Below are 22,663 nucleotides of genomic sequence, written 5' to 3' on the forward strand. Positions count from 1 at the left end.
ATTGTCATATATAGTTTCAATTCGGAACAATTATTCCTAAATAGAGAAACGTTAGTATCCCAGAAAAAACCCTCCTATACTCGCAGATTCGCCCACTTTCCCAAAAACAAAAACTACCGGGCAGTTTTACCGTCAACTGGTAGCCCGTTGTAGTGTATACCCGTCCTTTCCTTTTCTCTTTGCTGAGCTATGAGCATTGCATTACCCATTACCATCTTCATCGTGGAAGATAACGCTTGGTATGGCGAACTACTGGAATATAAACTTGCCCAGAACCCCGATTATACCATTCGTCGCTTCACTACTGCCCAATCCTGCCTGCAGCACCTGCACGAGAAGCCCGACATTATCACCCTGGATTACTCCCTGCCCGACGGCAAAGGCGACCAGGTGCTCCTCCAGATTCAGGAGCGCCTGCCGGAGGTAGCCGTTATTGTCATTTCGGGACAGGAGGATGTGCGCACGGCTATCGGCCTGCTTCGTCAGGGGGCTTTCGACTATCTGGTGAAAGATGAAGAAACTGCTGACCGCCTCTGGAATACAGTTGGCAACATTCGTAAGCAACTGGCTCTGCGCCAGGAGAACACCCGGTTAAAGGAGCAGATCGGGCAGAAATACGACCCCCAGCGCGCCATTCTGGGCAACAGCATCCAGATTCAGCAGCTGTACACCCTCATTGATAAAGCAGCCCGCACTAACATAACGGTTTCCATCAGCGGCGAAACCGGCACGGGCAAAGAACTAGTAGCTAAAGCCATTCATTTCCGCTCAGAGCGCCGTGAGGCTGCCTTTGTAGCCGTAAACGTGGCGGCTATTCCGCGGGAGCTGATTGAGAGCGAGCTGTTCGGCCATGAGAAAGGCTCTTTTACGGGGGCTGTGGGCCGCCGGATCGGCCGCTTTGAGGAAGCGCACAAGGGCACGCTGTTTCTGGACGAAATTTCGGAGCTGGACCTGGCGTTGCAGGCCAAACTGCTGCGGGTGCTGCAGGAACGGGAGGTGACCCGCGTGGGCGGCAACACCCGTATTCCGTTTGATGCCCGCCTGATGGTTGCCACGCACCGCGACCTGGGCCAGGAAGTCAAAGAAGGCCGATTCCGGGAAGATTTGTACTACCGTCTGCTGGGGCTGCCCATTTTGCTGCCCCCCCTGCGTGAGCGGGGCCAAGACGTGCTGCTGCTGGCCGACGCATTTCTGCAGGAGTTCTGCACCCAGAACAGCATGGTGACATGTGCCCTCTCCGACGCGGCCCGGCAGAAGCTACTGCACTACGCCTTTCCCGGCAACGTGCGGGAGCTGAAAGCCGTGGTGGAGCTGGCCGCCGTGCTGGCCGAAAACGACCAGATTCAGCCCCAAGACCTGCCGTTGCGCCACCCGCAGGGCACGCAGCCGGATACTGCCGTGGTGGGCAATGAGTCGTTGCGCACCCAGATGTCCACCATTGTGCAGCGCTATCTGGATGCTCACAACGGAAATATTCTGCAGGTAGCCGCCAAACTGCAAATCGGGAAGTCAACTATTTACCGTATGGTTCAGAACAACGAAGTCCGGATTCGTTGATTCAGGTTCTTTTCCATAGGCTATGAGTTCAACCAGTCATCGGCATTGGGGCAGGCAGCTACGCCATGCCCAACGCGCCGCGCTTACCGCCCGTACGGCCTGTACCGAAGCCAATCAGCAACTAACGGAGCTGCGGGCCCGCTCCCAGGCTTCGGCGGCCCAGGCCGCCGCCCTGCTCCAGACGATGACCACGGCTATTCTGGCGGAAAGTCAGGACCACCTCATCACGCTCATCAATCAGCGGATGTGCGACCTGTTTCACCTACCGCACGCGGCTGCTTATTATACTGGCCGGCCCGCCGGCCAGCTCGTGCGTGAGTGTGGGCAGCTAGTTGATGCGGAGGCCATTCTGGCGCATAACCAGCAGTTAGTAGTGGCCCAGGAGCGCAGCAGCGGCGTGCTGGTGAAGCTACGCGACGGCCGTATTATGCAGCAGGACTATCTGCCGGTAATCCAGAACGGCGTAACGGTGCTCCATATCTGGAGCTATGAGGATGTAACCCAGCAGCAACTGGCCCAACGGCGGGTGCAGGAGCTGAGCCAGCTGGCGGCGCAAAGCCCCCAGCCTATCATGCGTTTCAGCCGGCTCGGCCAGGCCCTGTACTCCAACCCGGCGGCGGCTCCTGTGCTGGCGGCCCTGGCGCAACCCACGGAAGCTGCCTGCCGGAACTGGCTGCAGCAGGAAATCAGCCAGACCCTGGCAGCCGGGCAGCCCCGGGCGGTAGAGCACCCACTGGGCGAGGAATTCTACCTCTGGACTATTGCACCGCTGCCTGAAGAGCAGGAAGTGAATCTGTACCTGACTACCATTACCGAGCGCCGCCGGGCGGAGGCCGATTTGCTGCGCAACCAGCTGTTTACGGCCCGCATCAATGATACAGTACCCAATATCGTTTTCATCTACGACCTGCCAACCCACAGCATTCAGTACTGTAACAAACAGGTAGAAGTAATTCTGGGGTACACTGCCGAGGAGATTCTGGCGATGGGCTCAGCTATGGGGGAGCTGCTGGTTCACCCCGATGATGTATTGATTTCGCAGGCTAAGGGCCGCCGACGCCACCTGATGCAGGACGGAGAAGTGATGAGCTCGGAGTACCGCTTCCGGCACCGCAACGGCTCATGGCGGTGGCTTAACCTGAAAAGTACCTGCTTCACCCGCCATCCTAACGGGTTTGTGTGGCAGTTGGTCGGGTCGGCCGCTGATGTAACGGAACGGCGGGAAACGGAAGAGCAGCTCCGGCAGAGCCGGCTGTTTGTGGAGCGTGTCACCAATACCACGCCCAATCTAATTTACATCTACGACGTTCTTACCGAGTCGTACATCTACTGTAACCGCTTTGTAGAAATCACCTTAGGCTATACAGAGGAAGAACTGAAGGCTATGGGCAACCGCATGATTCCCAGCCTTATGCCGGAATCCGAAGCCCAGCGAATACGGCAGCACTTTGCAGAAGTAGCAACCTGCCCGGATGGTGAGATTCTGCACCTGGAGTATTTCCTGCATCACCGCAACGGTTCCATCCGCTGGCTGCGCATCAGCAATACGGCCTTTGCCCGCGACGAGCAGGGCCACGTGACGCAGATTGTGGGCTCGGCGGAAGATATTACCCGCTGGAAGATTGCCGACGAGCAGCGCCGCTCGGCCAACCGCCGCCTGGCCGAGCAGAACCGCCTGTTCCGGCAGGTAATTGATACCGTGCCTAACCTGATTTACCTCAAGGACAGCAGCGGCAACTACATTCTGGCCAACCAGGCTACGGCCCAGCTCTACAGCCTCTCTAACGAAGCCCTGCTCCAGACCCCGGCCGTTGATCTGCTCAAAAGCTTCCCGGACCTGCAGCGCCACCAGGTGCAGGATGAGGAAGTACTACGTACGCGGCAGGAGCTGGATACGGAAGATACCTTTGCTGATGCGCAGGGCCGGCTACGGTGGTTCCGGACGGTGAAACGCCCCTTTGTGCTGGCCAATGGTACCGTGCAGGTACTGGGCGTGGATAATGATATTACGGAGCTGAAGCAGACGGAACAGGCGTTGCAGCAGGCCAAAGAGGTAGCCGAACAGAATGCCCAGGCCCGCCAGACCTTCCTCACCAACATGAGCCACGAAATCCGGACGCCCATGAATGGCATCATGGGCCTGGCGGAGTTGCTCTCGAAAACGGACCTGACCACCGACCAGCGGCACTACCTGCACCACATCCGTCACTCGGCCGAAAACCTACTCGTCGTTATCAACGATATTCTGGACATGGCGCAACTGGGCGCCGGGCGGGTGAAGCTGGAAACGGTGCCGTTTGAGCTGCAGGAAGTGCTGAAGGCCAGCTGTCAGGCCCTTATGCCCCGGGCTACCGAAAAAGGCATCAGCCTGCGCCTGCAACTTCCCCCGGAGCCCGGCCCCATCTGGGTATTGGGCGACCCGTACCGCCTGCGGCAGATTCTGCTCAACCTGCTCAGCAACGCCATTAAGTTCACTGAAAAGGGCCAGGTGTTACTGGTGTGCAAGCAGCTCAGCACCTCCCATGAGCCGTCCCAGTTTCTTTTTTCCGTACTGGATACGGGCATTGGCATATCGTCCGGGCAGTTGCAGCAGTTGTTCGAGCCCTTCACCCAAGCTTCGGCCAGCACTGCCCGCGAGTATGGAGGCTCGGGCTTGGGGCTAAGTATTTCCCGGGGGTTGGTAGAGCTGCTGGGCGGTGAGCTGACGGCCGAAAGCCGCCTGCACCACGGCAGCACCTTCCGCTTCGCGCTGCACTTCACTGCGGCGCAGCCTCCCACCCTGGCAGCGACTAGGCCGGCCCCCAACTACCGGGGGCTGAGTGGCCGTCGCGTGCTGCTCACCGAGGATAACGCCGTAAATCAGTTGCTGGTACAGGTAATGCTGAAAGGCTGGGGAATGGAGGTAGATACGGCGTCGTCCGGGCAAGAAGCCTTGGCCCTGTTCCGTCAGCACCGCTACGATGTGGTCTTGATGGATATTCAGATGCCCGGCATGGATGGCGTGGCCACCACCCAGCTGCTGCGGGAACACCCCGACGCGGCCCGGGCCGCTACGTCCGTGGTAGCTCTCACGGCCCACGCCATGCAGGGCGAAGCCGAGCGGTATCGGGCGGCCGGTTTGGATGCGTATCTCTCCAAACCATTCCGGGAAGAAAACCTGTTTCGGGTGATTAATGACCTGCTGCACTTGGATGCGGCCACCACGCCACTACCTACGCCCCCGCCACCCATGCCCGCCCTTACCACCCAGGAGCCGCTGTATGACCTGAGTGGTCTGCGGCAGCTCACGAATAACGACGAAACCTTCATCCGCCGCCTTACTACACTGTTCATTGACACTACTCCGCCTGTGGTTGCCGAGCTGGAGCAGTACCTGGCTAACCAGCAGCTGGACCCGTTGGGGGCGGCCGCGCATCATTTGAAAAGCTCCATTGATGGCCTTCAGGTAAAGCAGCTGCGCACCGTACTGCGCGACCTGGAAGCTGCCGCCTATGCCCCCGAAACAGCTGATTGGAGCAGCCTCGGCCAGCTTGTGCGGCAGGTTCGCCTGACTGTGGACGAAGTAATCCGGCAGCTGCGGGTAGAATTTCCAGCCTGATTTGTGAGGCGGCGCGTACCAGTGCATCATGTTTGCTACCAACTTCCCTGCTTCTGCCAGCTCCCTGCTTACCGTTGATACGCTCATCATCGGGGCCGGGCAGGCCGGGTTGGCGGCGGCCTATTACCTGCGGCAACGCGGTACTTCCTTTGTAGTGTTGGAGGCCCACCCGGCCGTGGGCCACGTCTGGGCCATGCGCTACGATTCACTGCGGTTGTTTTCGCCTACCTGGGCCAGCGCCCTGCCGGGCCTGCCCTGGCCCGGGTCGGCCAGCCGTTATCCAACCAAAAACGAAGCGGCGACCTACCTGCAACACTACGCGCAGCACTTCGCCTTACCCATTGAAACCGGCCAGTGCGTAACCCTGGTACAACCCGCCCCCAGCGGCTACCTGGTTTGCACGGCAACGGGTCGGCAGTACACCGCCCGTCGGGTTATCGTCTGCACCGGGCCGTACACGGCCCCCCGCGTTCCGGCTTTTGCAACGCAGCTGCCGGCAGCGGTTGTGCAACTGCACAGCAGCCAGTACCAACGGCCGGCCCAGCTCCCCGGAACCGGACCGGTAGCCGTGACCGGCAGCGGCAACTCGGCCCTGCAGATTGCCGCCGACCTTGCCGCTACCGGCCGGCCAGTGCTGGTGGCTTTCGATGATAAAACGCCGACAGCCCCTAATAACGTGGCCATGTGGCTTTTTCTGCTGGCTACCGGTATGCTGGAAGCAGGCCGCAACACCTGGCTGGGACGTTATATGCGCCGGCAACCCGAGCCCGTGGTGAGCGGCGACCTGCACCGGCTGCAGCAGTTTCCGAACGTGCAGTTTATTGGCCGGGCACTAGCTGTAACACCGACTGCAGGTCTACAGGGCAAGCGCGCAGCTACGCCCCCACTGGAGGCCGTGGTGTGGGCCACGGGTTTCGGGCCGGCATATGAGTGGCTGCAGGTACCCGGGGCACTTTCCGCCGCCGGTGAGCCACTACACGAGCGAGGCCTCAGCCCGGTAGCCGGTCTGGCGTTCCTGGGGTTGCCGTGGCTGCACAACCGTCGCTCGGCACTTATGGGCGGAGCAGCAGCCGATGCGGCCTACGTGGTAGGGAACTTATGTAAAAGCACATAATTATGCTGCAACTTCGGCGGGCTTCATGCGGTTATAGAGAAGTACAGCTGCCCCGGCAGATACTACCTTGACGGATGGTATCGTTGTGAGGCAGCTTCTCTTTTTAATTGTTTTTGTATGACCCTGCTGATTTTCTTCGGAATTGCCCTGGCTACTGCTCTGCTGGCTCTCGATACGGTAAGCAACCTGAAATCGGCCCTCCAGCCGATTCCGGTACGCGCCCGCAACAACCGCTAATATTCTTTCTGCTCCACGTACGAAAAGTGCTTTTGCCACTCGCAAAAGCACTTTTCGTATTTCTACCGGAAACCATCAAGCTTATGGTATACCATGCAAAACGCTATATAAAGCTACTGCACGGCTTAGTTGGGGCGTAAAAAAAGAGCCGCTTACGGGCGGCTCTTTTTATCGAAAGTACAAAGGCTACTGGTTACCGAATAACCAGTTTGCGCATCTCACTTGAGGTATCTGATTCCAGTTTGATGTAATAGAGCCCGTTGGCAAATTTGCTTAGATCCAGCGTCCGGGTGTACCGGTCGTTGAGTTCCGTCAGCGTTTCGCGGTACATAACCGTCCCGATGACGTTCAGCACCCGCAGTTCCAGCTTGCGGCCCTCAAACCCGTTGATGGCGATATGCACAATGCCCGTACTGGGATTGGGATACACCAGCAGGGCTTTTTCCTCCCCGGCGGGGCGAGGAGCGGTAACCGGCCGGACAGCCATCGGCTGCGCCTCGGCCGGCGACATGCTGCTACGCAGCCCGGCCGCCAGCAATACCAATAAAGAGAAAATGCGTAAGCGTTGCATCATAGTATAAATTGAGTTGGGGCAATGTGTCCGGGCGGAATATTCAGTAACGTCGGACAGACATTTAGGTTTGCAAAAATACTATTGCTTTTGGCTTGACCATCAGAATATAACAGAACTTCGATAAAAGAACTTACTTTCTCTTCTCACTCACCTTTTTAGCCGTTAAAATAAGTTGGACGTTGTCATTATTGGCGGAGGGTTGGGCGGATTGTGCGCGGCCCTGGATTTGCGCCGGCGCGGCCACGCTGTTACGCTGGTGGAGCGGCAACGCTACCCGTTCCATCGGGTATGCGGCGAGTATGTTTCCAACGAGGTACTGCCCTACCTGCGCCGCCTAGGGGCCGATCCGGCCGCGCTGCAGCCGGCACGTATTACGGAGTTCCAGGTGAGCTCCCCGGCCGGCCGGCTGCTCAACGCGCCGCTTGATCTGGGCGGATTTGGCGTAAGCCGCTACCAGCTCGATGACTTTCTGTGCCAGCTGGCCCAGCAAGCGGGCGTGACGGTGTTGCAACAAACTACCGCTACCGATGTGCAGTTCGAGGCAGCTACCAACCGGCACCAAGTAGTGCTGGCCGACGGCCGTACCTTGCCAGCCCGCGTGGTGCTGGGCACCTACGGTAAGCGTAGTTCCCTGGACCGGCAGCTGAAACGGCCGTTTTTCACCCGAAGGTCGCCTTACATCGGGGTGAAGTACCATGTGCGTTACCCCGATATGCCGCGCAACCTCATTGCATTGCACAACTTTGCCGATGGCTACGCGGGCATTTCGGCCATTGAGGAGGACAAGTACTGTTTTTGCTACCTCACCACCCGCCAGAATCTGAAGGCTCACGGCAGCATTCCGCAGCTGGAAACGGCGGTGCTGGCCCGCAACCCCCGGCTGCAGCACATCCTGACCACGGCCGAAGTATTGTACCCGCAGCCGGAAGTCATCAATGAAATTTCCTTTGCGCCCAAATCCTGCGTGGAACAGCATATGCTGCTGGGTGGGGATGCCGCCGGCCTTATCACGCCGCTATGTGGCAACGGCATGGCCATGGCTATACACGCGGCCAGTCTGGCGGCCGGCCGCATCCATCAGTATTTGCAGGGCAACATAACCCGCCCAGATTTGGAAGCAGCTTACACCACCGATTGGCACCAGCACTTTGGGCGACGTTTGCAAGTGGGGCGGGCGGTGCAGCAACTGTTCGGGCAGCCGCTGCTGAGTGAACTGGCCGTGAACGGGTTGCGCCTGTGGCCGGCAGCTGTGCGCCGCCTTATGCGGCAGACGCATGGTGCGGAGTTTTAGCTACCGGCGCCGGAAGGCCCGAATTTTCACCCCGAACACCCCCGAAAAGCTGTAACCCCTCCCCTCCCTTTTTTACGTAAACTGCGCTGATGAGTAGTTACCTGTGTGCCATTGGCACGGCCAACCCGCCCCTCCGTATTCCGCAGCTGCAGATTGCCGATTTCATGGCCAATGCCCTGGAACTGGATGAAGGTGGCACCCGCAAGCTCCGCGCTTTATACCGGGTGTCGGGTATTGCGCATCGCCACACCGTCCTGCCCGATTACGCCCGGGCTAACGGCGAGTTTGAGTTTTTCCCGAATACCCCAGGTCTGGAGCCATTTCCGTCGGTGGGGCAGCGCATGGCCGAGTACCGCCGACACGCGCTGCCGTTGTCGGTGCAGGCCGTACGCGCCTGTCTGGAGCAGTTGCCCGAGATAGAGGTAAGCTCCATCACCCACCTGATTACCGTCAGTTGCACCGGGATGTACGCCCCGGGCCTGGATCTTGAGCTGGTAGCGGCCCTGGGGCTGCCAAGTCATGTACAGCGCACCTGCGTGAACTTCATGGGTTGCTATGCTGCCCTCAATGGCCTGAAGCTGGCCGATGCGTTCTGCCGGGCAACTCCCGGAGCCCGGGTACTGGTAGTGTGCACCGAGCTGTGTACCCTGCATTTCCAAAAAAGCCCCGAAGACGACCACCTGATTTCCAACGCCTTGTTCGGGGATGGCTCGGCAGCTGTGCTGGTGCAAGGCCGGCCGGCAGCTAATGGCCCGAGCCTGGCCCTCACGGCTTTCCACTGCGACCTGGAGCCCGATGGGCATGCCGATATGGCCTGGCACATCAATGACTTTGGGTTTGAGATGACGCTTTCCTCCTACGTGCCGCGCATGATTCAGCAGGGCATCGGGCAGCTTACGCAACGCCTGCTGGCCGATTTGCCGGTTCAGCTGGCGGATATCCACGCGTTTGCCATTCATCCCGGGGGCCGGAAAATCCTGGAATCCATTGAACAGGCCCTGGGGCTAACTGCCTACGACAACCGCTTCGCCTACCAAGTACTGCGCGACTACGGCAATATGTCGTCGGCCACGGTGTTGTTTGTGCTGCGGGAGCTGCTGCGGACCCTCACCCCGGCCGATGCGGGCGCACCAGTGCTCAGCTTCGCCTTCGGCCCCGGCCTCACGCTGGAATCCATGCTGCTGACGGTGGCGTACGAAGAAAATGTGCAGAATGTGGAAGATGTGGTGAATGTGGCGGCCCTGTCATCCTGAGCATGTCACGCCTCACTTGATGCGCGACATGCTCAGGATGGTAGATAGAGGACGGTAGCGTCGCAATATTTCCCACATTCTGCACATTCCCACCACATTTCTCACATTTTCCTCATGCCTGACTTCCGCATCCGTTCTACGCAGGAGGAGTTAATGGATGACCTGACGCTGGCTTCGGAAGAGTTGCGACAGAATCTGGACGAGCTGGAAACCATTAATACCTGGCTGGGCGGCTATGCCCCGGTGCTGAATGCCTTGGCACGTCTCCGGCCGCAGTTCCCAGCCAGCCGCCCGCTCCGCCTCGCCGACGTAGGCAGCGGCGGCGGCGACACGCTGCGCCAGATTGCGCACTGGGCCCGGCGGCACGGGGTGGCGGTGGAGCTGGTAGGCGTTGATGCCAATGCGTTCATGCTGGATTATGCCCGAACAAAATGCCGGGAATACCCCGAAATCAGCTTTCAGCAGGTTGATATTTTCTCCCCAGAATTTCAGCGGCAGTCATTCGACATTCTGACGGCCAGCCTGTTTTGCCATCATTTTCCGGATGCGCAACTGGCGGGCCTGCTGGCCCAGTGGCACCAGCAGGCCCGCCTGGCCGTCATCGTGAACGACTTGCACCGCCACCCGCTCGCTTACTACAGCATCCGGTGGCTGACGCGGCTGCTGGGCGGCTCCCGCCTCGTGCGCCACGATGCACCCCTCTCGGTAGCCCGAGCCTTCACGCGCCCCGACTGGCAGCAGCTTTTACACCACGCCGGTATCCGGAACTACAAGCTGCGCTGGCGCTGGGCCTTCCGCTGGCAGCTGGTGACGGTGAAGTGGTGAGTTTGATGTTCAGTTTTCCCTAATGGCGCAAGCAGAACATCAAACTCACTAAATCACCACCTCACTAAATCACCATAAGTCGGCCGCAATCCGGAACGTGTTGGCGTGGGCGTCCACGATGTCGGCGATACGCGGGGAATAGCCGCCGCCCATACACACCACCACCGGCAAACGGTGCTGATGGCAAAGACCCAACACGTAGGCGTCGCGCTGGCGGCAACCCTCCCGGCTGAGGCTAAGGTGGCCCAGCTTGTCGGTAGCCAGTACGTCCACTCCACTCAGGTAGAACACGAAGTCGGGCTGGTGCTCGTCCAGTAGGCGGGGCAGCGTGTTGCGCAGCAGCGTCAGATACGCCGCGTCATCGGTGCCGTCGGGCAGGGCTAGGTCAAGGTCCGATTGCTCCTTGCGGTGCGGATAGTTGCGCGCCCCGTGCATGCTGAAAGTGAATACGCGCGGCTCGTGCTCGAAAATAGCGGCCGTGCCGTTGCCCTGGTGTACGTCCAGATCCACGATGAGCACCCGCCGCACGCCCAGCTCGGGGTGGGCCAGCAGGTAGGCGGCGGCGGCGGCCTGGTCGTTGAGCAGACAGAACCCTTCGCCCCGGTCGCGGAAGGCGTGGTGGGTGCCGCCCGCAATATTCAGGGCCACTCCGCCCGTGAGGGCCCGGCGGGCGCACTCCAGCGTACCGCCCAGGATAGTCGTTTCGCGGGCTATCAGCTCGGGGCTCCACGGAAAACCGGTGGTCCGTTCCTCGTGGCGGGTGAGCTGGCCGGTTTGCAAACGGTGGTAGTAGTCTGGGCAATGAACGCGCAGAATATCGGCATCCGAGGCAGTTTCCGGGCGGAAGAAGGCACTTTCCGGCACCACGCCTTCGCGCAGCAGCTGCTCGGGCAGCAGCTCGTACTTGAGCATGGGAAACCGGTGGGCAGCAGGCAGTGGGTGGGCATACAAAGGAGCCCAGGCAATGGATAGCATACGAGCTAAACCTACGCAGCCCGCTTTTGTGGGGTGGGCCACACACAAAAATAACCGCCGGAACACGGGCGGTTATCTTCGGATTCGGGTGGTTTTGCTGGTGGGGCGTATCGGGCTCGAACCGATGACCCCTACCTTGTCGAGGTAGTGCTCTGAACCAACTGAGCTAACACCCCTGCACAAAACCGTCTGGCGGCGGCCGTAAAGCGCCAAAGGTAAGTTTCCGGGATTGATTATCCTTTTACCCGACGTATAAAATTTCAGCTTTTCCCTAAAGCCCCCTGTAACCTTCTGAGCGCGGGTAAGTATAGCCGCTTACACTGGCCACTCCACGCACTCCGCGGGCGGCTTTTCCTCCCCGATTTTACCGTTACCACTCCCATGAAACACCTTGCACTCCTGTTGGCCGGTTGCGCCCTGAGCGCCACGGCAATGGCCCAGACCGACGGCCCCAGCGGCGTCCGCTCTTCCGCTGATTACTCCCCCGGCACCTCCGATTCCCGTAACAACGGCTTCGGTGTAAAAGGCGGCTTTACGGCCTCCAACTTCCGGGGCGACGACAAGAAGAATTTCGGCAACGAAGGCATTTACAATACCTTCCACGCCGGGGTGTACGCCCAGTTTGGCTTCAATGATAAGTTCTCGCTCCAGCCCGAAGTGCTGTATAGCCGTCAGGGTTTCAAGGGCAGCAACACGGTAAACCCGGCCCAGGGCACCTACACTACCCGCCTCGATTACGTGCAGGTGCCGGTGTTGCTGGTCTACAACTTCCTGGATAATGTGAGCCTGCACGTAGGTCCGCAGGTTTCTTTGCTCACGAAAGTGAAAGAGGGCGACCGGGAGCGGAAAATTGCCGATGACAACAACATCCACGGCTACAGCTACAATAGCCTCGACTACGGGCTGGCGGCCGGCCTGGAAGCCCGGGTAGGCCCGGCTCGCGTGGGTGGCCGCTACACAGCCGGCTTCGCCGATATCATCAAGGACCCCTCCACCACGGCGGCGCAGTCCATCAACAACATCAAAAACGGCATGTTCCAGGTGTATGTAGGGTTGGGCATTTCCAACTAACCTTACGCCACTTGGTTTGAGAAAGGAAGTCCTGCGGGACTTCCTTTTTTTGTGCTTTGCTCACTCTATCGTATGCCTGTTGCACCTGCCCTCGACCTCATCAACCAGGCCCGCGAACTATTGGCGGAGCATGGTATGGCCGTATTGGGTGCTTGGGCCCTGCTGAATCTGGTGGTGAGTGGCTACCACGTAGCCCGCATCGATGTGCGCACCGCAACGCACCACTTCCACCTGATGAATGTGGCTTGGAACGTGGTGAACACGCTGATAGCCGTGTGGGGGCTGCTGCAGGCGCACCCACAGCAGGTGGCGGGTCTCACGCTGCCGGAAAGTCTGGCAGCCCAGACGCATTTTGAAAATGTGCTGCTTCTCAATGCCGGGCTCGATGTGGGCTACCTGGCCATTGGGCGATGGTTGCAGGGCCGGGCCGCCACCGCCGAGCGGCCCGAGCGGATGGCCGGCTACGGCCGCTCGGTGCTGTTGCAGGGCGGGTTTCTGCTGCTCTTTGATCTGGGCTTTTACGCTGTATACCACCAGTACGCGGCCCAGCTGCTGGCACTGGCTCCTTAAGTAATCAGATGTAAGTATTGGGCAGTGGGACTTTCAAAATCCTGATAACCATACAATTGAAAAAACCCAACTACTCAATACTTCTATCTTACTACCTAACCGGGCCGCCCATAAAAAAAACGCCCCACCGACAACTAAGGTCGGTGGGGCGTTTCTGCCAGTGGCAACCAAGTGGCTGCCGAGGACTTATTTTTTGCCTGTCAGGGCTTCCTTGATCTTCTCATTGAAGTTGGGAATATCCTGGGGGTTGCGGCTGGTAATGAGGTTGCCACTGACCACTACCGTTTCATCAACCCAGTGGCCGCCAGCGTTTTTCACGTCGGTTTTCAAGCTGGGCCAGCTGGTGATTTGCTTACCGCGCACTACGTCGGCTTCAATCAGAATCCAGGGGCCGTGGCAGATGGCGGCTACGGGCTTGCCGGAGCGCACAAACTCGCTTACGAAGCTGACCACGGCGGGCTCAGTACGCAACACATCGGGGTTCATCTGGCCGCCGGGCAGTACCAGGGCATCATAGTCGGCCACTTTCACGTCGCCGATTACTTTGTCCACGTCCACTTTGTCGCCCCAGTCTTTTTCGTCCCAGCCCTTAATGGAGCCGCTTTTAAGGGAGATGACGTGAGTTTCAGCCCCTTCGCCTTCCAGGTACTTCTTGGGTTTTTCGAGTTCCGATTGTTCGAAGCCGTCGGTGGCTACAATGGCTATTTTTTTGCCTTTCAGGGCGTCGCTGCCAAAAATGCTCATGGGTTCGGGTGTTTGGTTTGGAAAGGAACAGGTGCTAAAAAGCCGGCTACGCGGAGCGCGGCCGGCTTTGCTTTAACGGCTATTGTGCCGAACGGTTGAAGCAGGATTTTGGCTTTCCGGCTAGGCTAGCACGTTGCTAGTCCTGCTCGTGCCGGTCGCGCTTGAGGGCTTTGCGCAGGCTGCGCACCCGCTCATCAAACCCATCGGCGTCGTAGCTGACGTCCTCCACATCCAGGTTTTCCAGCATATCCATGAGTTCGTCGGAATGTTCGGTGCGGGTGCCGGCGGGCACTTTCACGAAGGCCATTTCCGACCACAGCACAGCCTTCAGCCGCAACCCATCCTCACTCAGCATCAGCATTTCCACCACTAGGTTAGAGTTATCGAAATGGATGAGCTGGGTGCGGATGCGGACTTGCTCGGCATGGTTGGCGGGCCGCAGGTAGGCCAGCTGGTGCTTGGTAATCACCCAAGCCGCCCGCGACTCGCGGGCCAGCTCGCCCAAGTTGAGAGCGTAATGCTGAATGGTGTGCTCCTCGCGGGCGTTCAGGAAGTAGTCGAGGTAGCGGGCATTGTTGAGGTGGCCCAACATGTCGCAGTCCTGAAAACGGACGCGGTGCAGAGTTTCGGGCGTTTTTACGAGGGGGGCGGCCATGGCGTGGAAGCGGGCAAATGATGAAAACTGGGCCGTAAGGTAGCCCTACCGGCCCGAAGCAGCGGCCGGAACCGGCAGCCGTACGGCATCGGCAGTTACCTGGTGCGGGGCCGTTTTGCGGCCGTCTGTCGGGCTGTCGAACACCAGCAGGACGTGGGTTTCATCGAGCAGGGCCATGCCTTCGGCTTTGTCCTGGCCGGCGGTAGGGCCGCTACCGTGGGGCACATCGAACAGCCGCTGGAGCTTATCGGGGCCGATGAGGCTATCCTGGGGGCAGCTCAGGGCCTCGGGCCAGCGGTACACGGCAATGGTGCCGTCGAGGTCCATGGTGGGGCCGGCCAGCACCAGCAAATCGGCACCCTGTTGGCGCAGCTCCCGCACGCCCATGCCGCCCAGGTCGAGGAAGTGTTTCTTGTAGAATTTCTCGGTGGCGCCGGGCACTTCATCCAGGCGCAGGCGGCCGTGCTTGTCCTCACGGGGCAAAATTTCCAGCACCACGGCCCAGCCGCGCAACACCGGCCCGCGCAGCCCGATGAACAACCGGCCATCGGGTGCCACGGCCAGCCCTTCGATGTCAAAGCCGTTGTCCTTGCTCGGAATCTGCATAAACAGCTTCAGGTGCGGGTCCTGGGCCAGCAGGTCGAGCAGGTCATTGGAGGTATCGGTGCCCCGGAGCTGGGCGGCCCGGAGCGTCTGGCCCGCGTGGATGGGATGCGGGGCTTCCTTGTGCAGCTCGTAGTCGCCGGTTTTGGGGTTCAGCAGCAGTGGCACCCGGGCCAGCAGGTAGCGGCTGGGTTCCTCGGCTACCTTGGCCAGCTTGGCAATCTGCTTGGCTACGTCCTCGTCGTCGGGTTTGGGCTGCTTGCGCTTGAGGCTGTGCGAGCCGATAACCCAGAGGTAGTGATCAGCTTCCCCCAGTCCTTCAATGTCGATTTCCACGTCCTCGGCCTCGTTGGTGAGGTCCAGCAGATCAGCCAGCTGGTAGCGGCAATGCTCCCCGAACTCGTGGGCTCCGGTGAGGCGCAGCCGTTCAATGGACGTCCGCTCGTCGCAGCTCACCCACAGATTATCGCCAGTGCGCAAGACCGTAGAAAGCCCGTCGCGGACGTGTTTGCCAGCCTCATTGAGACTAAGTTTAGGGTTGAAGTGGAGCGTGTAGGCCTGGTGACGCATGGAGGGGAGATAAGGAAGGAAGAACGAGAAATCAGGACGGATACATCGGGAATGGACCGCGCGCCGCAGCCGCTACTTTTCGCCGCCGGCTTTGCGGGCCTGCATCTGGGCCTGCACCTGCCGCTGCTTGGTTTTGAGCTGCTGATACTGGGCCGGCGTCAGAATTCCCTTCAACTCCTGCTCCGAGGACGCATTAATGCGCTTGAGCTCCGCCAACAAAGCCGGCCGGTTGCTGCCCAGGCGTTGCTTGGCACTGTTGGCCTGTTCGGTGGTGCTGGTGAATACGGCCCGGACTTTGGCGCGCTGGTCGGTGGTGAGGTTCAGTTCCTCAGTCAGCACGTCGGTCAGGTCGCGGGCGGCAGTGGGTGCTACCACCGGGGCCGGCGCCACGGGCGTGGAAGCCACGGGAATATCGGCCTTGTTGCGACGGGCGCAACCGGCCAGCAGACTGGCGGCCAGCAATACGGCCAGGGGTAAGCGGGAGGTAGGCATACGGAAAGGAAAAGGGGTGTGCCTCTCCCCTACGCGAAAACCCGGCCAACGGGTACACGGCCCAGCTTAGTTTACCGTCGTCCTCAGGCCGGCACCGGCCGGCACGCTGTGTTTCAGATGCTGGGCCGTATGATGCGCCAGGGCCATAATGGTGAGCATGGGATTCACGCCGCTGCACGCCGGAAACGCCGAGGCATCGGCCACGAACAGGTTTTTGACCTCGTACAGCTCGCCGGTGGGGCTGGTGGGGTGCGTGGCCGCGTTGCCGCCCATACGGCAGGAACTCATCTGGTGGGCGCTGTAGAGGCCGAACTGGTTGGCTTTCCAGCTCAGTTGCGGCAGGCCAGCCAGTATTTGCGGGTTGAGTATCCGACCGTTTTCGGCGCGCAGCATGGGTAGGGTGCCGTGGGGCAGCAGCACGGTATGCGCCCCGGCCGCCGCGTGAATGGTAGCCGCCGCACGCACGCCTTCCAGCAGGTGGGCGCGGTCGAATTCGCTCAATGTGTAGTCGATAAGGGGTGTGCCGTGCTTGTCCACCGTCACGCGCCCGCCGTCCCGGTCGCGGGTCAGCACGATGAAGGAACCCAGGTGGGCCGCCTGCGCCATCAGCTCCTTGTGCTGCCGGCCCGAGCGCCAGGGCAGCACCATACTCATCAGGCCAGGGTGAGCGGGCGGGGTTTCAATCTTGGCCCCGAAGTTGGTGCCGTCGAGCATCGTAAACCCATCATTCACCACCGACATCATCGGCCCGTGCCAGGCATCCATGCGCTGCGGGTACAGGCCCGACACCACCACCGTGGGGTGCAGATGCAGGTGCTGGCCTAGGTGCGGGTGGCGCAGGCCGCTGCGCAGCAGCAAGGCGGGCGTCTGGACTGAGCCGCCGGCCACCACCACCCGGCGTGCCCGCACCAACACGCGCACTTGGCGGCCCTCGGGCGTGGTATACACGGCTTCGGCCCCGGTGGCCCGGCCGTGCTCGATGGTCACGCGCTCCACCCGCGTATCGCAGAGCAGGCGCGCGCCGTGGTCGAAGGCCGTTTGCAGGTAGGTGTTGAGCGTGCCCTGCTTCACCCCGTGCCGGTCGCCGAAACAGCTGTAACCCAGCCCCTGAAACTGCTCATCCGACTCGTTGTGGTGCCGCTCGTTGCGCGGAATCAGCTTTACCTCCTGGCCCAGCCGCCGGGAGCCATCGAGCAGCGCCTGGTTCTGGCCGTTGTGGCGCACGTAGTCGATGTTCACGTTCAGCACCCGGCTCACCGCGTCCAGACTTTCACGGAAGGCCGCCGAGGTGAAGTGCGGCACCTGGTGCTCCTCGGCCCACTCGCGCAGCACGTAATCGGGGGTGCGGAAAGCGCCGGCCCAGTTAACGGTGGTACCGCCGCCCAAGCAGGAGCCGGCCAGCAGGGCCACGCCGCCATCCTGGGTACTGAGCGTGCCCCGGGCATCGTACAAAGCCCCAAGCATGTCCACTTCCCGCTGCGAAAAGTCGGAACCGTGGAAGTACGGGCCTTTTTCCAGCACCAGCACCTCGTGGCCGGCGGCGGCCATCTCCCCGGCCACCACCCCGCCGCCCGCCCCGCTGCCAATCACCAGCACGTCGCAGTCGTAGCGCACATCCTGGGTGGGGCGCAGCACGTGCAGCGGCTTTTCAGTCGTCACCGGCTCGTCGGTGGCTTGCGGACCCGCGTAACCGATGGTCTCCCACACGAACTGCTCCTGCCCCGCCACCGAGCCGCCGTAGTACAGAAACATGCACAGCTTGCGCAAAGCCTGAAACCCTTTGCGCAGATGCGGTACCGCCGAGGCGGCCCAGCTTTGCAGCAGTTTCTCGCGCTGCGCCGGTTCCAGACGCGCAAACGGCCGCAACGGCCCCAGCCACGTCAGACCCAGCGCGGGCGAGTCGAGGAGCTTAAGCAGCTGCCGGAACTCCTGCTGCGCCCCGGCCGGCTGGGCCGCCAGGGCCTCGGCCAGCTTGTCCAGGTCGATACCCTCGGAGCCGGACCGGCCCCAGTAGGCTGGGTTGGCCGCCGGTTCAGGGGGCGCGAGGGAGGGTACAAACGTATCGGCGAGGGCGCGCAGGGTAACGCGCTGGGCTTCGGTGAACTGCATAACCGGGCGGGAATCAGGAACGAAACCGGCGGTGGGAAAGCCGGCCCTAAAAGTTCGGCATTTTCCCCGACATACTCGGCATGCATACGAAAAGGCGAGATGGTGAACTGGTGAGATGGTGAGTTTGACGTTCCGACGGCGCTACTTGCGCAGTAAAAGCCAGCAGAACGTCAAACTCACCATCTCACCATTTCACCTCACAGCCACTTCACCAGCCAGTTTACCATTTTCTTCACCTGGGGCGTGTAGGGCGGGTAGATGGGTTTGAGGGCGGTACGGCCGACACGCTGCTTGAGTACCGATTTTTCGTTGCTGAAGGCTAGGAAGCCCGCATGGCCGTGGGCCCGGCCCAGGCCGCTGTTGCCGAAGCCGCCGAAGGGCAGGTCGGGGTGGCCCAGGTGCAGGATGGTTTCGTTGACGCAGGCCCCGCCGGCCGGAATGTTCTGGAGCAGGTAGCGCTGGTTTTCCGCGCTCTGGCTGAACACGTACAGGGCCAGCGGCCGGGGGCGGGAGTTCACCTCGTCGGCGGCCTCCATGAGGTTACGGAAGGTGCGAATGGGCAGCAGCGGCCCGAAGATTTCCTCCTGCATCACCCGGCTTTCCGCAGGTGCGTTGAGCAGCACAGTAGGCTCCAGAAAGCGCTGGGCCGCCTCGGTGGCACCACCCACAGCCACGGTGGCGCCGTGCTGGCGGGCATCGGTCAGCAGGGCGTCCAGGCGCTGGAAGTGGTGGTCATTCACGATGCGGGCGAAGGAGGCGGACGCGGCTACCGGCTGCCCGTCGGGGGCGTAGAACCGGCCGATAACCTGCCGGATTTCCTCCACCAGCTCGTCGCGCACCCGCTCATGCACCAGCACGTAATCGGGGGCCACGCAGGTCTGGCCGGCGTTGATGCCCTTGCCCCACACGATTTTCTCGGCCGCGTCGCGCAGGTCGGCGGTGTCATCGACCACCACGGGGCTTTTACCGCCCAGCTCCAGCGTCACGCTGGTGAGGTGCTCGGCGGCGGCTCGCATTACCACTTTGCCCACCTGCGGACTGCCGGTAAAGAAAATATGGTCGAAGGGCAACGCCAGCAGCTCGGTGGCCACGTCCTTGTCGCCCTCCACCACCGTTACCTCGGCGGGGTCGAAGATTTCGCGGCACATGCGGCTGAGCAGCGCGGCCACGGTGGGCGTCATCTCTGAGGGCTTGATGATGGCGCAGTTGCCGGCCGCCAGCGCCGAAATCAGCGGATCAATGGCCAGGTAGAACGGGTAATTCCAGGGCGCAATGATCAGGCAGACGCCTTTCGGCTCGGTTTGCACCCAGCCGCGCGTACCCACCAGGGCCAGCGGCGTACCCACTTTGCGCGGGGCCGCCCACTCCTTCAGGTGGCGTAGCGTGTGCTTGAGCTCGGTTTGGGAGGACCAGATTTCGGTGACGTCGGTTTCGGCGGCGGGCTTGCGAAAATCGGCGTACAGCGCCTGCTGTATGGCGGCGCGGTTATCGGCAATCCAGGCGCTGAGCTTGCGCAGCCGCACCGCGCGAGAATCCACGGCTTCGCGGCGTAGCGCTTCGGCGCGGGCCTGCTGACGGGCGAACAACCGGGTTACATCTGCCTGAGTGGCAGGAACCGGGGCACTGGTAATATCAGGAGAAGCCATAGGAACAGCGGCCGGAGCCAGAGCAGAAAAGAGGAATAAAATTCAACGAACTCTCACAGAGTTACAACTGCATACCAGCATATTTGCGCAATTGTTCGGCCCGGCAACGCAGGTGCACCAGCCGAACGGACTACCCGCTGCCCTTCTCCGCTATTTGCTATGCAACAAATCTGTCGTCGTTTGCACGAGCTACTGGAACTGCTGAACCAGGAGCTGCCCACGTTTTCGGCCTCGGAGCTGAGCGTGTCACCGGCCCCAGGCAAATGGTCGCGCAAGGAAATTCTGGGCCATCTCATCGATTCGGCCGCCAACAACCATCGGCGCTTCGTGCTGGCCCTCACTAGGCCCGAACCACTGCTTATCGTTCCCTACGACCAGAACGACTGGGTGCGGTGCAGTGGCTACCACCTCTCGCCCACCCCCGACCTGCTGAACCTCTGGACTACGTACAACCGCCAACTGATTCGCCTGATCGGGCAAGTACCATCAACCGCCCACACGTACCGCTGCGAGTTTGAAAACGGCTATTCCGTTACGCTGGGCTGGCTGATTGAGGATTACGCCATGCACCTGGAACATCATGTGCAGCAGATCCTGGACCGGACGCCGCGCTGAGCGGGGCACTTTTTGAGACAAGCCCGACGTTAGGGGAGCTTGTCTTTTTCTTTTTCGATGTTCCGAGTACCGTTTGCCGCATTCCGGCCCCGCGTGGCCATTTTCCTGTCGTTGATTGTGGGTAGCCTGCTGGCCCCGCTCACCAGTGCCGCCACTTCTTCCCCGCCGTCCCTGCTACGCGTGCGGCCCGTGGCCCCCGATGTATTTGTACCCACCGTGTACGACCGGACGGGCCGTGCGACTTCCGCCACCAACGGCCTCGTGGTGCGCACCACCCAAGGCATCCTGCTGATTGATACGGCCTGGAACCCCGAGCAGACCCGGCAGCTTCTGCGCTGGGTGGCCGATAGTCTGCACCAGCGGGTGCGGCTGGCCATTGTAACACACGCCGAAGCGGCCTCACCCGCCGGACTGGTCGTGTTGCGCGAAAACCGCATCCGCGTGTACAGCAGCCAGCTCACCAGCCGGCGGTGGCAGCTGCGCCATGCCCAGGCAGCGGGTCCCACGGCAGCCCTGAAGCCCTACACGGTTATCCGGGCGGGACGCACGCGGCTGGAGCTGTTTTTTCCGGGAGCCGGCTTCGCGCCCGATAACGTGGTGGCCTGGCTGCCGCGCCGCAAGGTGCTATTCGGGGGCGAGCTGGTACGCGCGCAGCAGACCGCTGCCCTCATGCCCGCTACTGAAACCGACCTGCGGCAGTGGCCCGCCACGTTGCGCATGCTGGCCGCCCGCTACCACAAAGCCCGGGTGGTAGTGCCCGCCCACGGCTCAGTGGGCGATATTACGCTGCTGGCCCATACCCAAACCTTACTGCGCGAAGCCGCCCGACGCAAGCCCCAGACGGCCCTCAATGGCCGGCCATAGCTATATGCAGAAAAGACGATAATGAAGCCGGCCGCTTGCGGGTAAAAAGCTAGCTTGCGCCCTTCTTCACTCCTTTCCCTTGCTGCTTTATGCTTAACCGGCGCACGTATTTTATTCGGGAACACGCGGGCGTGTTCAAACTCAAAGACACGTACGACATTCTCGACCCCGAAACCCAGGAGCAGATTGGGTACGCCACCGAGGCGACACCCTCCTGGGCCGTGTGGCTGCGGCTACTGGTGAAGAAGCGGAACCTGCCCGTAACCATTGCCGTGCGGGAGCAGCCCGAGTCGGCCCCGTTGTTCCGGATTGAGCGGGGCTGGACGTTTCTGCGCGCCACCGTGTATGTGGTAGATGCTCAGGAGCAGCGTATTGGCTATTTCAAAAGCAAGCTCTTCACCTTCAATGGTGGTTTCTACGTGTTCAATATGCAGAATGAGCAGATTGCCGAAGTGAAAGGCAGCTGGAAAAGCTGGGACTTTTCCTTCGTCAGTGCCTCAGGGCAGGAGCTGGGCGTAGTCACCAAAAAATGGGCGGGCCTGGGCCGAGAGCTGTTCACCACGGCCGATAACTACCTGATTTCCATCCACGACATGGCCGAGCAGCAGCCGGCTTCTAGTGCCCTGCTCCTCGCGGCCGGGCTGGCAATTGACACCGTCTTCAACGAGCAGCAATAGCCCTCTGGCCTACCCGTACAGCGGCCCGCACTGATGGTAGCGGGCCGCTTTTGTCAGGAGGCAACGGAGTTTTTGTGGCGCAGCAGCGGCCGTTTGCGGCGCGCCCGCAGCAAGCGGGGCGCCCGCCCGCACCGCAGCCAGTCACGTTCCGAGGAGGGTACCTCGGCGTCGCAAAGCCAGTCGAGGGCGGCGGCGGTTTCCGTGAAGTACTGCACCTCGTAGGGCAAAGCGTAGCGGGTAGAGGTCCAGAGCAGGCCTTCCACCACCATCATATTGTACACATCGGCGGGTAGCAGCACCGCCAGCCGCCGGATACCGGATACGCGCAGCCGGGGCAACCAACTGGTTTGCAGCCATTCCTGCATCTTCAGGCTGAACGGCGGCAGCTTCTGCAGATTCAGCACCAGCTGCCGGGCCTTATAGCGGGCCACGGCCGTCAGCATCACCTCCAGCACAGCAGGCAGGTGTACCGCGTCCCGCATTTCGCGCCGCCACAGGCGCAGCAGGCTCAGGCGGTAATTGTAGCGGATAATAAGCCGAGGGGTAGCAGAATGGTCCATGGCCGGAGGTGTGTGAAAATCAGAGGGCAGCAGTTGTACCTTAAGATACGAGGTAATCAGCCG

At 61.0% G+C, this 22,663-nt stretch carries 20 protein-coding genes and 1 tRNA gene; 11 read left to right on the forward strand and 10 right to left on the reverse strand.

The genetic code is table 11. The features are described from left to right. The first annotated feature begins 189 nt into the window (after nt 1–189). The 3 genes from EI293_RS03725 to EI293_RS03735 are packed head-to-tail and all read left to right on the forward strand — an operon-like array spanning nt 190 to nt 6,269. Nucleotides 190–1,557 (forward strand): sigma-54-dependent transcriptional regulator, encoded by a 1,368-nt coding sequence (locus tag EI293_RS03725; protein WP_125435795.1) that lies wholly within the window; start codon nt 190–192, stop codon nt 1,555–1,557. A 22-nt stretch (nt 1,558–1,579) separates the two neighbouring features. Then, on the forward strand, nt 1,580–5,155 hold the full coding sequence (locus EI293_RS03730) for a PAS domain S-box protein (protein WP_125435796.1): 3,576 nt from the start codon (nt 1,580–1,582) through the stop codon (nt 5,153–5,155). 28 nt (nt 5,156–5,183) lie between these two features. Next, the gene (locus EI293_RS03735) at nt 5,184–6,269 is read left to right on the forward strand and encodes a flavin-containing monooxygenase (protein WP_125435797.1); all 1,086 of its coding nucleotides are present in this window, start codon (nt 5,184–5,186) and stop codon (nt 6,267–6,269) included. 430 nt (nt 6,270–6,699) lie between these two features. Here the strand turns inward: EI293_RS03735 and EI293_RS03740 are convergent, their stop codons facing one another. Then, entirely contained in the window at nt 6,700–7,080 is a 381-nt protein-coding gene (locus EI293_RS03740) for a T9SS type A sorting domain-containing protein (protein WP_081768518.1), read from the reverse strand. A 172-nt stretch (nt 7,081–7,252) separates the two neighbouring features. Here EI293_RS03740 and EI293_RS03745 point away from each other — a divergent pair, with 172 nt between their 5' ends. The 3 genes from EI293_RS03745 (at nt 7,253) to EI293_RS03755 (ending at nt 10,449) form a co-directional block, all read left to right on the forward strand. After that, complete coding sequence (locus tag EI293_RS03745; RefSeq protein WP_125435798.1) at nt 7,253–8,371, forward strand: NAD(P)/FAD-dependent oxidoreductase; 1,119 nt, start codon at nt 7,253–7,255, stop codon at nt 8,369–8,371. An 89-nt stretch (nt 8,372–8,460) separates the two neighbouring features. Next, nucleotides 8,461–9,624 (forward strand): type III polyketide synthase, encoded by a 1,164-nt coding sequence (locus tag EI293_RS03750; RefSeq protein ID WP_125435799.1) that lies wholly within the window; start codon nt 8,461–8,463, stop codon nt 9,622–9,624. Nucleotides 9,625–9,738: 114 nt separating this feature from the next. Next, on the forward strand, nt 9,739–10,449 hold the full coding sequence (locus tag EI293_RS03755; protein WP_125435800.1) for a methyltransferase domain-containing protein: 711 nt from the start codon (nt 9,739–9,741) through the stop codon (nt 10,447–10,449). 69 nt (nt 10,450–10,518) lie between these two features. Here EI293_RS03755 and EI293_RS03760 read toward each other — a convergent pair whose 3' ends face one another. Together EI293_RS03760 and EI293_RS03765 are read right to left on the reverse strand one after the other, a co-directional pair. Then, a complete protein-coding gene (locus tag EI293_RS03760; protein ID WP_125435801.1) occupies nt 10,519–11,424 on the reverse strand; it encodes a histone deacetylase family protein in 906 nt (301 codons plus the stop codon). A gap of 98 nt (nt 11,425–11,522) precedes the next feature. Continuing rightward, nucleotides 11,523–11,600, reverse strand: a tRNA-Val gene (locus EI293_RS03765). A gap of 205 nt (nt 11,601–11,805) precedes the next feature. On the opposite strand from EI293_RS03765, the gene EI293_RS03770 reads away from it, so the two are divergent. Together EI293_RS03770 and EI293_RS03775 are read left to right on the forward strand one after the other, a co-directional pair. Beyond that, nucleotides 11,806–12,495: a porin family protein gene (locus EI293_RS03770; protein ID WP_125435802.1), complete on the forward strand. Its 690-nt coding sequence runs from the start codon at nt 11,806–11,808 to the stop codon at nt 12,493–12,495. Between the two features lie 72 nt (nt 12,496–12,567). Further along, the gene (locus tag EI293_RS03775) at nt 12,568–13,065 is read left to right on the forward strand and encodes a DUF6992 family protein (RefSeq protein WP_125435803.1); all 498 of its coding nucleotides are present in this window, start codon (nt 12,568–12,570) and stop codon (nt 13,063–13,065) included. Nucleotides 13,066–13,251: 186 nt separating this feature from the next. Here EI293_RS03775 and EI293_RS03780 read toward each other — a convergent pair whose 3' ends face one another. From EI293_RS03780 to EI293_RS03805, 6 genes are all read right to left on the reverse strand, one after another. After that, entirely contained in the window at nt 13,252–13,809 is a 558-nt protein-coding gene (locus EI293_RS03780; protein WP_125435804.1) for a type 1 glutamine amidotransferase domain-containing protein, read from the reverse strand. Nucleotides 13,810–13,945: 136 nt separating this feature from the next. After that, complete coding sequence (locus EI293_RS03785) at nt 13,946–14,464, reverse strand: acyl-CoA thioesterase (protein ID WP_125435805.1); 519 nt, start codon at nt 14,462–14,464, stop codon at nt 13,946–13,948. 45 nt (nt 14,465–14,509) lie between these two features. After that, the gene (locus EI293_RS03790) at nt 14,510–15,637 is read right to left on the reverse strand and encodes a DUF3616 domain-containing protein (protein ID WP_125435806.1); all 1,128 of its coding nucleotides are present in this window, start codon (nt 15,635–15,637) and stop codon (nt 14,510–14,512) included. Nucleotides 15,638–15,709: 72 nt separating this feature from the next. After that, a complete protein-coding gene (locus EI293_RS03795; RefSeq protein WP_125435807.1) occupies nt 15,710–16,129 on the reverse strand; it encodes a hypothetical protein in 420 nt (139 codons plus the stop codon). A gap of 66 nt (nt 16,130–16,195) precedes the next feature. Further along, nucleotides 16,196–18,238, reverse strand: a complete 2,043-nt coding sequence (locus EI293_RS03800; RefSeq protein WP_125435808.1) for an FAD-dependent oxidoreductase — start codon at nt 18,236–18,238, stop codon at nt 16,196–16,198. Nucleotides 18,239–18,435: 197 nt separating this feature from the next. After that, nucleotides 18,436–19,884: an aldehyde dehydrogenase family protein gene (locus tag EI293_RS03805; RefSeq protein WP_125435809.1), complete on the reverse strand. Its 1,449-nt coding sequence runs from the start codon at nt 19,882–19,884 to the stop codon at nt 18,436–18,438. Between the two features lie 159 nt (nt 19,885–20,043). Here EI293_RS03805 and EI293_RS03810 point away from each other — a divergent pair, with 159 nt between their 5' ends. The 3 genes from EI293_RS03810 (at nt 20,044) to EI293_RS03820 (ending at nt 22,040) form a co-directional block, all read left to right on the forward strand. Further along, a complete protein-coding gene (locus EI293_RS03810) occupies nt 20,044–20,499 on the forward strand; it encodes a DinB family protein (protein ID WP_125435810.1) in 456 nt (151 codons plus the stop codon). Nucleotides 20,500–20,556: 57 nt separating this feature from the next. Continuing rightward, nucleotides 20,557–21,363 carry an MBL fold metallo-hydrolase gene (locus EI293_RS03815; protein ID WP_125435811.1) on the forward strand — a complete coding sequence of 269 codons (807 nt, stop codon included), beginning with the start codon at nt 20,557–20,559 and terminating at the stop codon, nt 21,361–21,363. An 89-nt stretch (nt 21,364–21,452) separates the two neighbouring features. Then, nucleotides 21,453–22,040, forward strand: a complete 588-nt coding sequence (locus EI293_RS03820) for a phospholipid scramblase-related protein (protein WP_125435812.1) — start codon at nt 21,453–21,455, stop codon at nt 22,038–22,040. A 53-nt stretch (nt 22,041–22,093) separates the two neighbouring features. Here the strand turns inward: EI293_RS03820 and EI293_RS03825 are convergent, their stop codons facing one another. Then, complete coding sequence (locus EI293_RS03825) at nt 22,094–22,600, reverse strand: hypothetical protein (protein WP_125435813.1); 507 nt, start codon at nt 22,598–22,600, stop codon at nt 22,094–22,096. Nucleotides 22,601–22,663: the final 63 nt, after the last annotated feature.

Origin of the sequence: Hymenobacter perfusus (assembly GCF_003944765.1) — a bacterium.
GTDB lineage: Bacteria > Bacteroidota > Bacteroidia > Cytophagales > Hymenobacteraceae > Hymenobacter > Hymenobacter perfusus.

Coding starts and splice junctions, on each gene's coding strand:
- EI293_RS03725 (WP_125435795.1), top strand. CDS start 190: ATGAGCATTGCATTACCCATTACCATCTTCATCGTGGAAGATAACGCT.
- EI293_RS03730 (WP_125435796.1), top strand. CDS start 1,580: ATGAGTTCAACCAGTCATCGGCATTGGGGCAGGCAGCTACGCCATGCC.
- EI293_RS03735 (WP_125435797.1), top strand. CDS start 5,184: ATGTTTGCTACCAACTTCCCTGCTTCTGCCAGCTCCCTGCTTACCGTT.
- EI293_RS03740 (WP_081768518.1), bottom strand. CDS start 7,080: ATGATGCAACGCTTACGCATTTTCTCTTTATTGGTATTGCTGGCGGCC.
- EI293_RS03750 (WP_125435799.1), top strand. CDS start 8,461: ATGAGTAGTTACCTGTGTGCCATTGGCACGGCCAACCCGCCCCTCCGT.
- EI293_RS03755 (WP_125435800.1), top strand. CDS start 9,739: ATGCCTGACTTCCGCATCCGTTCTACGCAGGAGGAGTTAATGGATGAC.
- EI293_RS03760 (WP_125435801.1), bottom strand. CDS start 11,424: ATGCTATCCATTGCCTGGGCTCCTTTGTATGCCCACCCACTGCCTGCT.
- EI293_RS03770 (WP_125435802.1), top strand. CDS start 11,806: ATGAAACACCTTGCACTCCTGTTGGCCGGTTGCGCCCTGAGCGCCACG.
- EI293_RS03775 (WP_125435803.1), top strand. CDS start 12,568: ATGCCTGTTGCACCTGCCCTCGACCTCATCAACCAGGCCCGCGAACTA.
- EI293_RS03780 (WP_125435804.1), bottom strand. CDS start 13,809: ATGAGCATTTTTGGCAGCGACGCCCTGAAAGGCAAAAAAATAGCCATT.
- EI293_RS03785 (WP_125435805.1), bottom strand. CDS start 14,464: ATGGCCGCCCCCCTCGTAAAAACGCCCGAAACTCTGCACCGCGTCCGT.
- EI293_RS03790 (WP_125435806.1), bottom strand. CDS start 15,637: ATGCGTCACCAGGCCTACACGCTCCACTTCAACCCTAAACTTAGTCTC.
- EI293_RS03795 (WP_125435807.1), bottom strand. CDS start 16,129: ATGCCTACCTCCCGCTTACCCCTGGCCGTATTGCTGGCCGCCAGTCTG.
- EI293_RS03800 (WP_125435808.1), bottom strand. CDS start 18,238: ATGCAGTTCACCGAAGCCCAGCGCGTTACCCTGCGCGCCCTCGCCGAT.
- EI293_RS03805 (WP_125435809.1), bottom strand. CDS start 19,884: ATGGCTTCTCCTGATATTACCAGTGCCCCGGTTCCTGCCACTCAGGCA.
- EI293_RS03810 (WP_125435810.1), top strand. CDS start 20,044: ATGCAACAAATCTGTCGTCGTTTGCACGAGCTACTGGAACTGCTGAAC.
- EI293_RS03815 (WP_125435811.1), top strand. CDS start 20,557: ATGTTCCGAGTACCGTTTGCCGCATTCCGGCCCCGCGTGGCCATTTTC.
- EI293_RS03820 (WP_125435812.1), top strand. CDS start 21,453: ATGCTTAACCGGCGCACGTATTTTATTCGGGAACACGCGGGCGTGTTC.
- EI293_RS03825 (WP_125435813.1), bottom strand. CDS start 22,600: ATGGACCATTCTGCTACCCCTCGGCTTATTATCCGCTACAATTACCGC.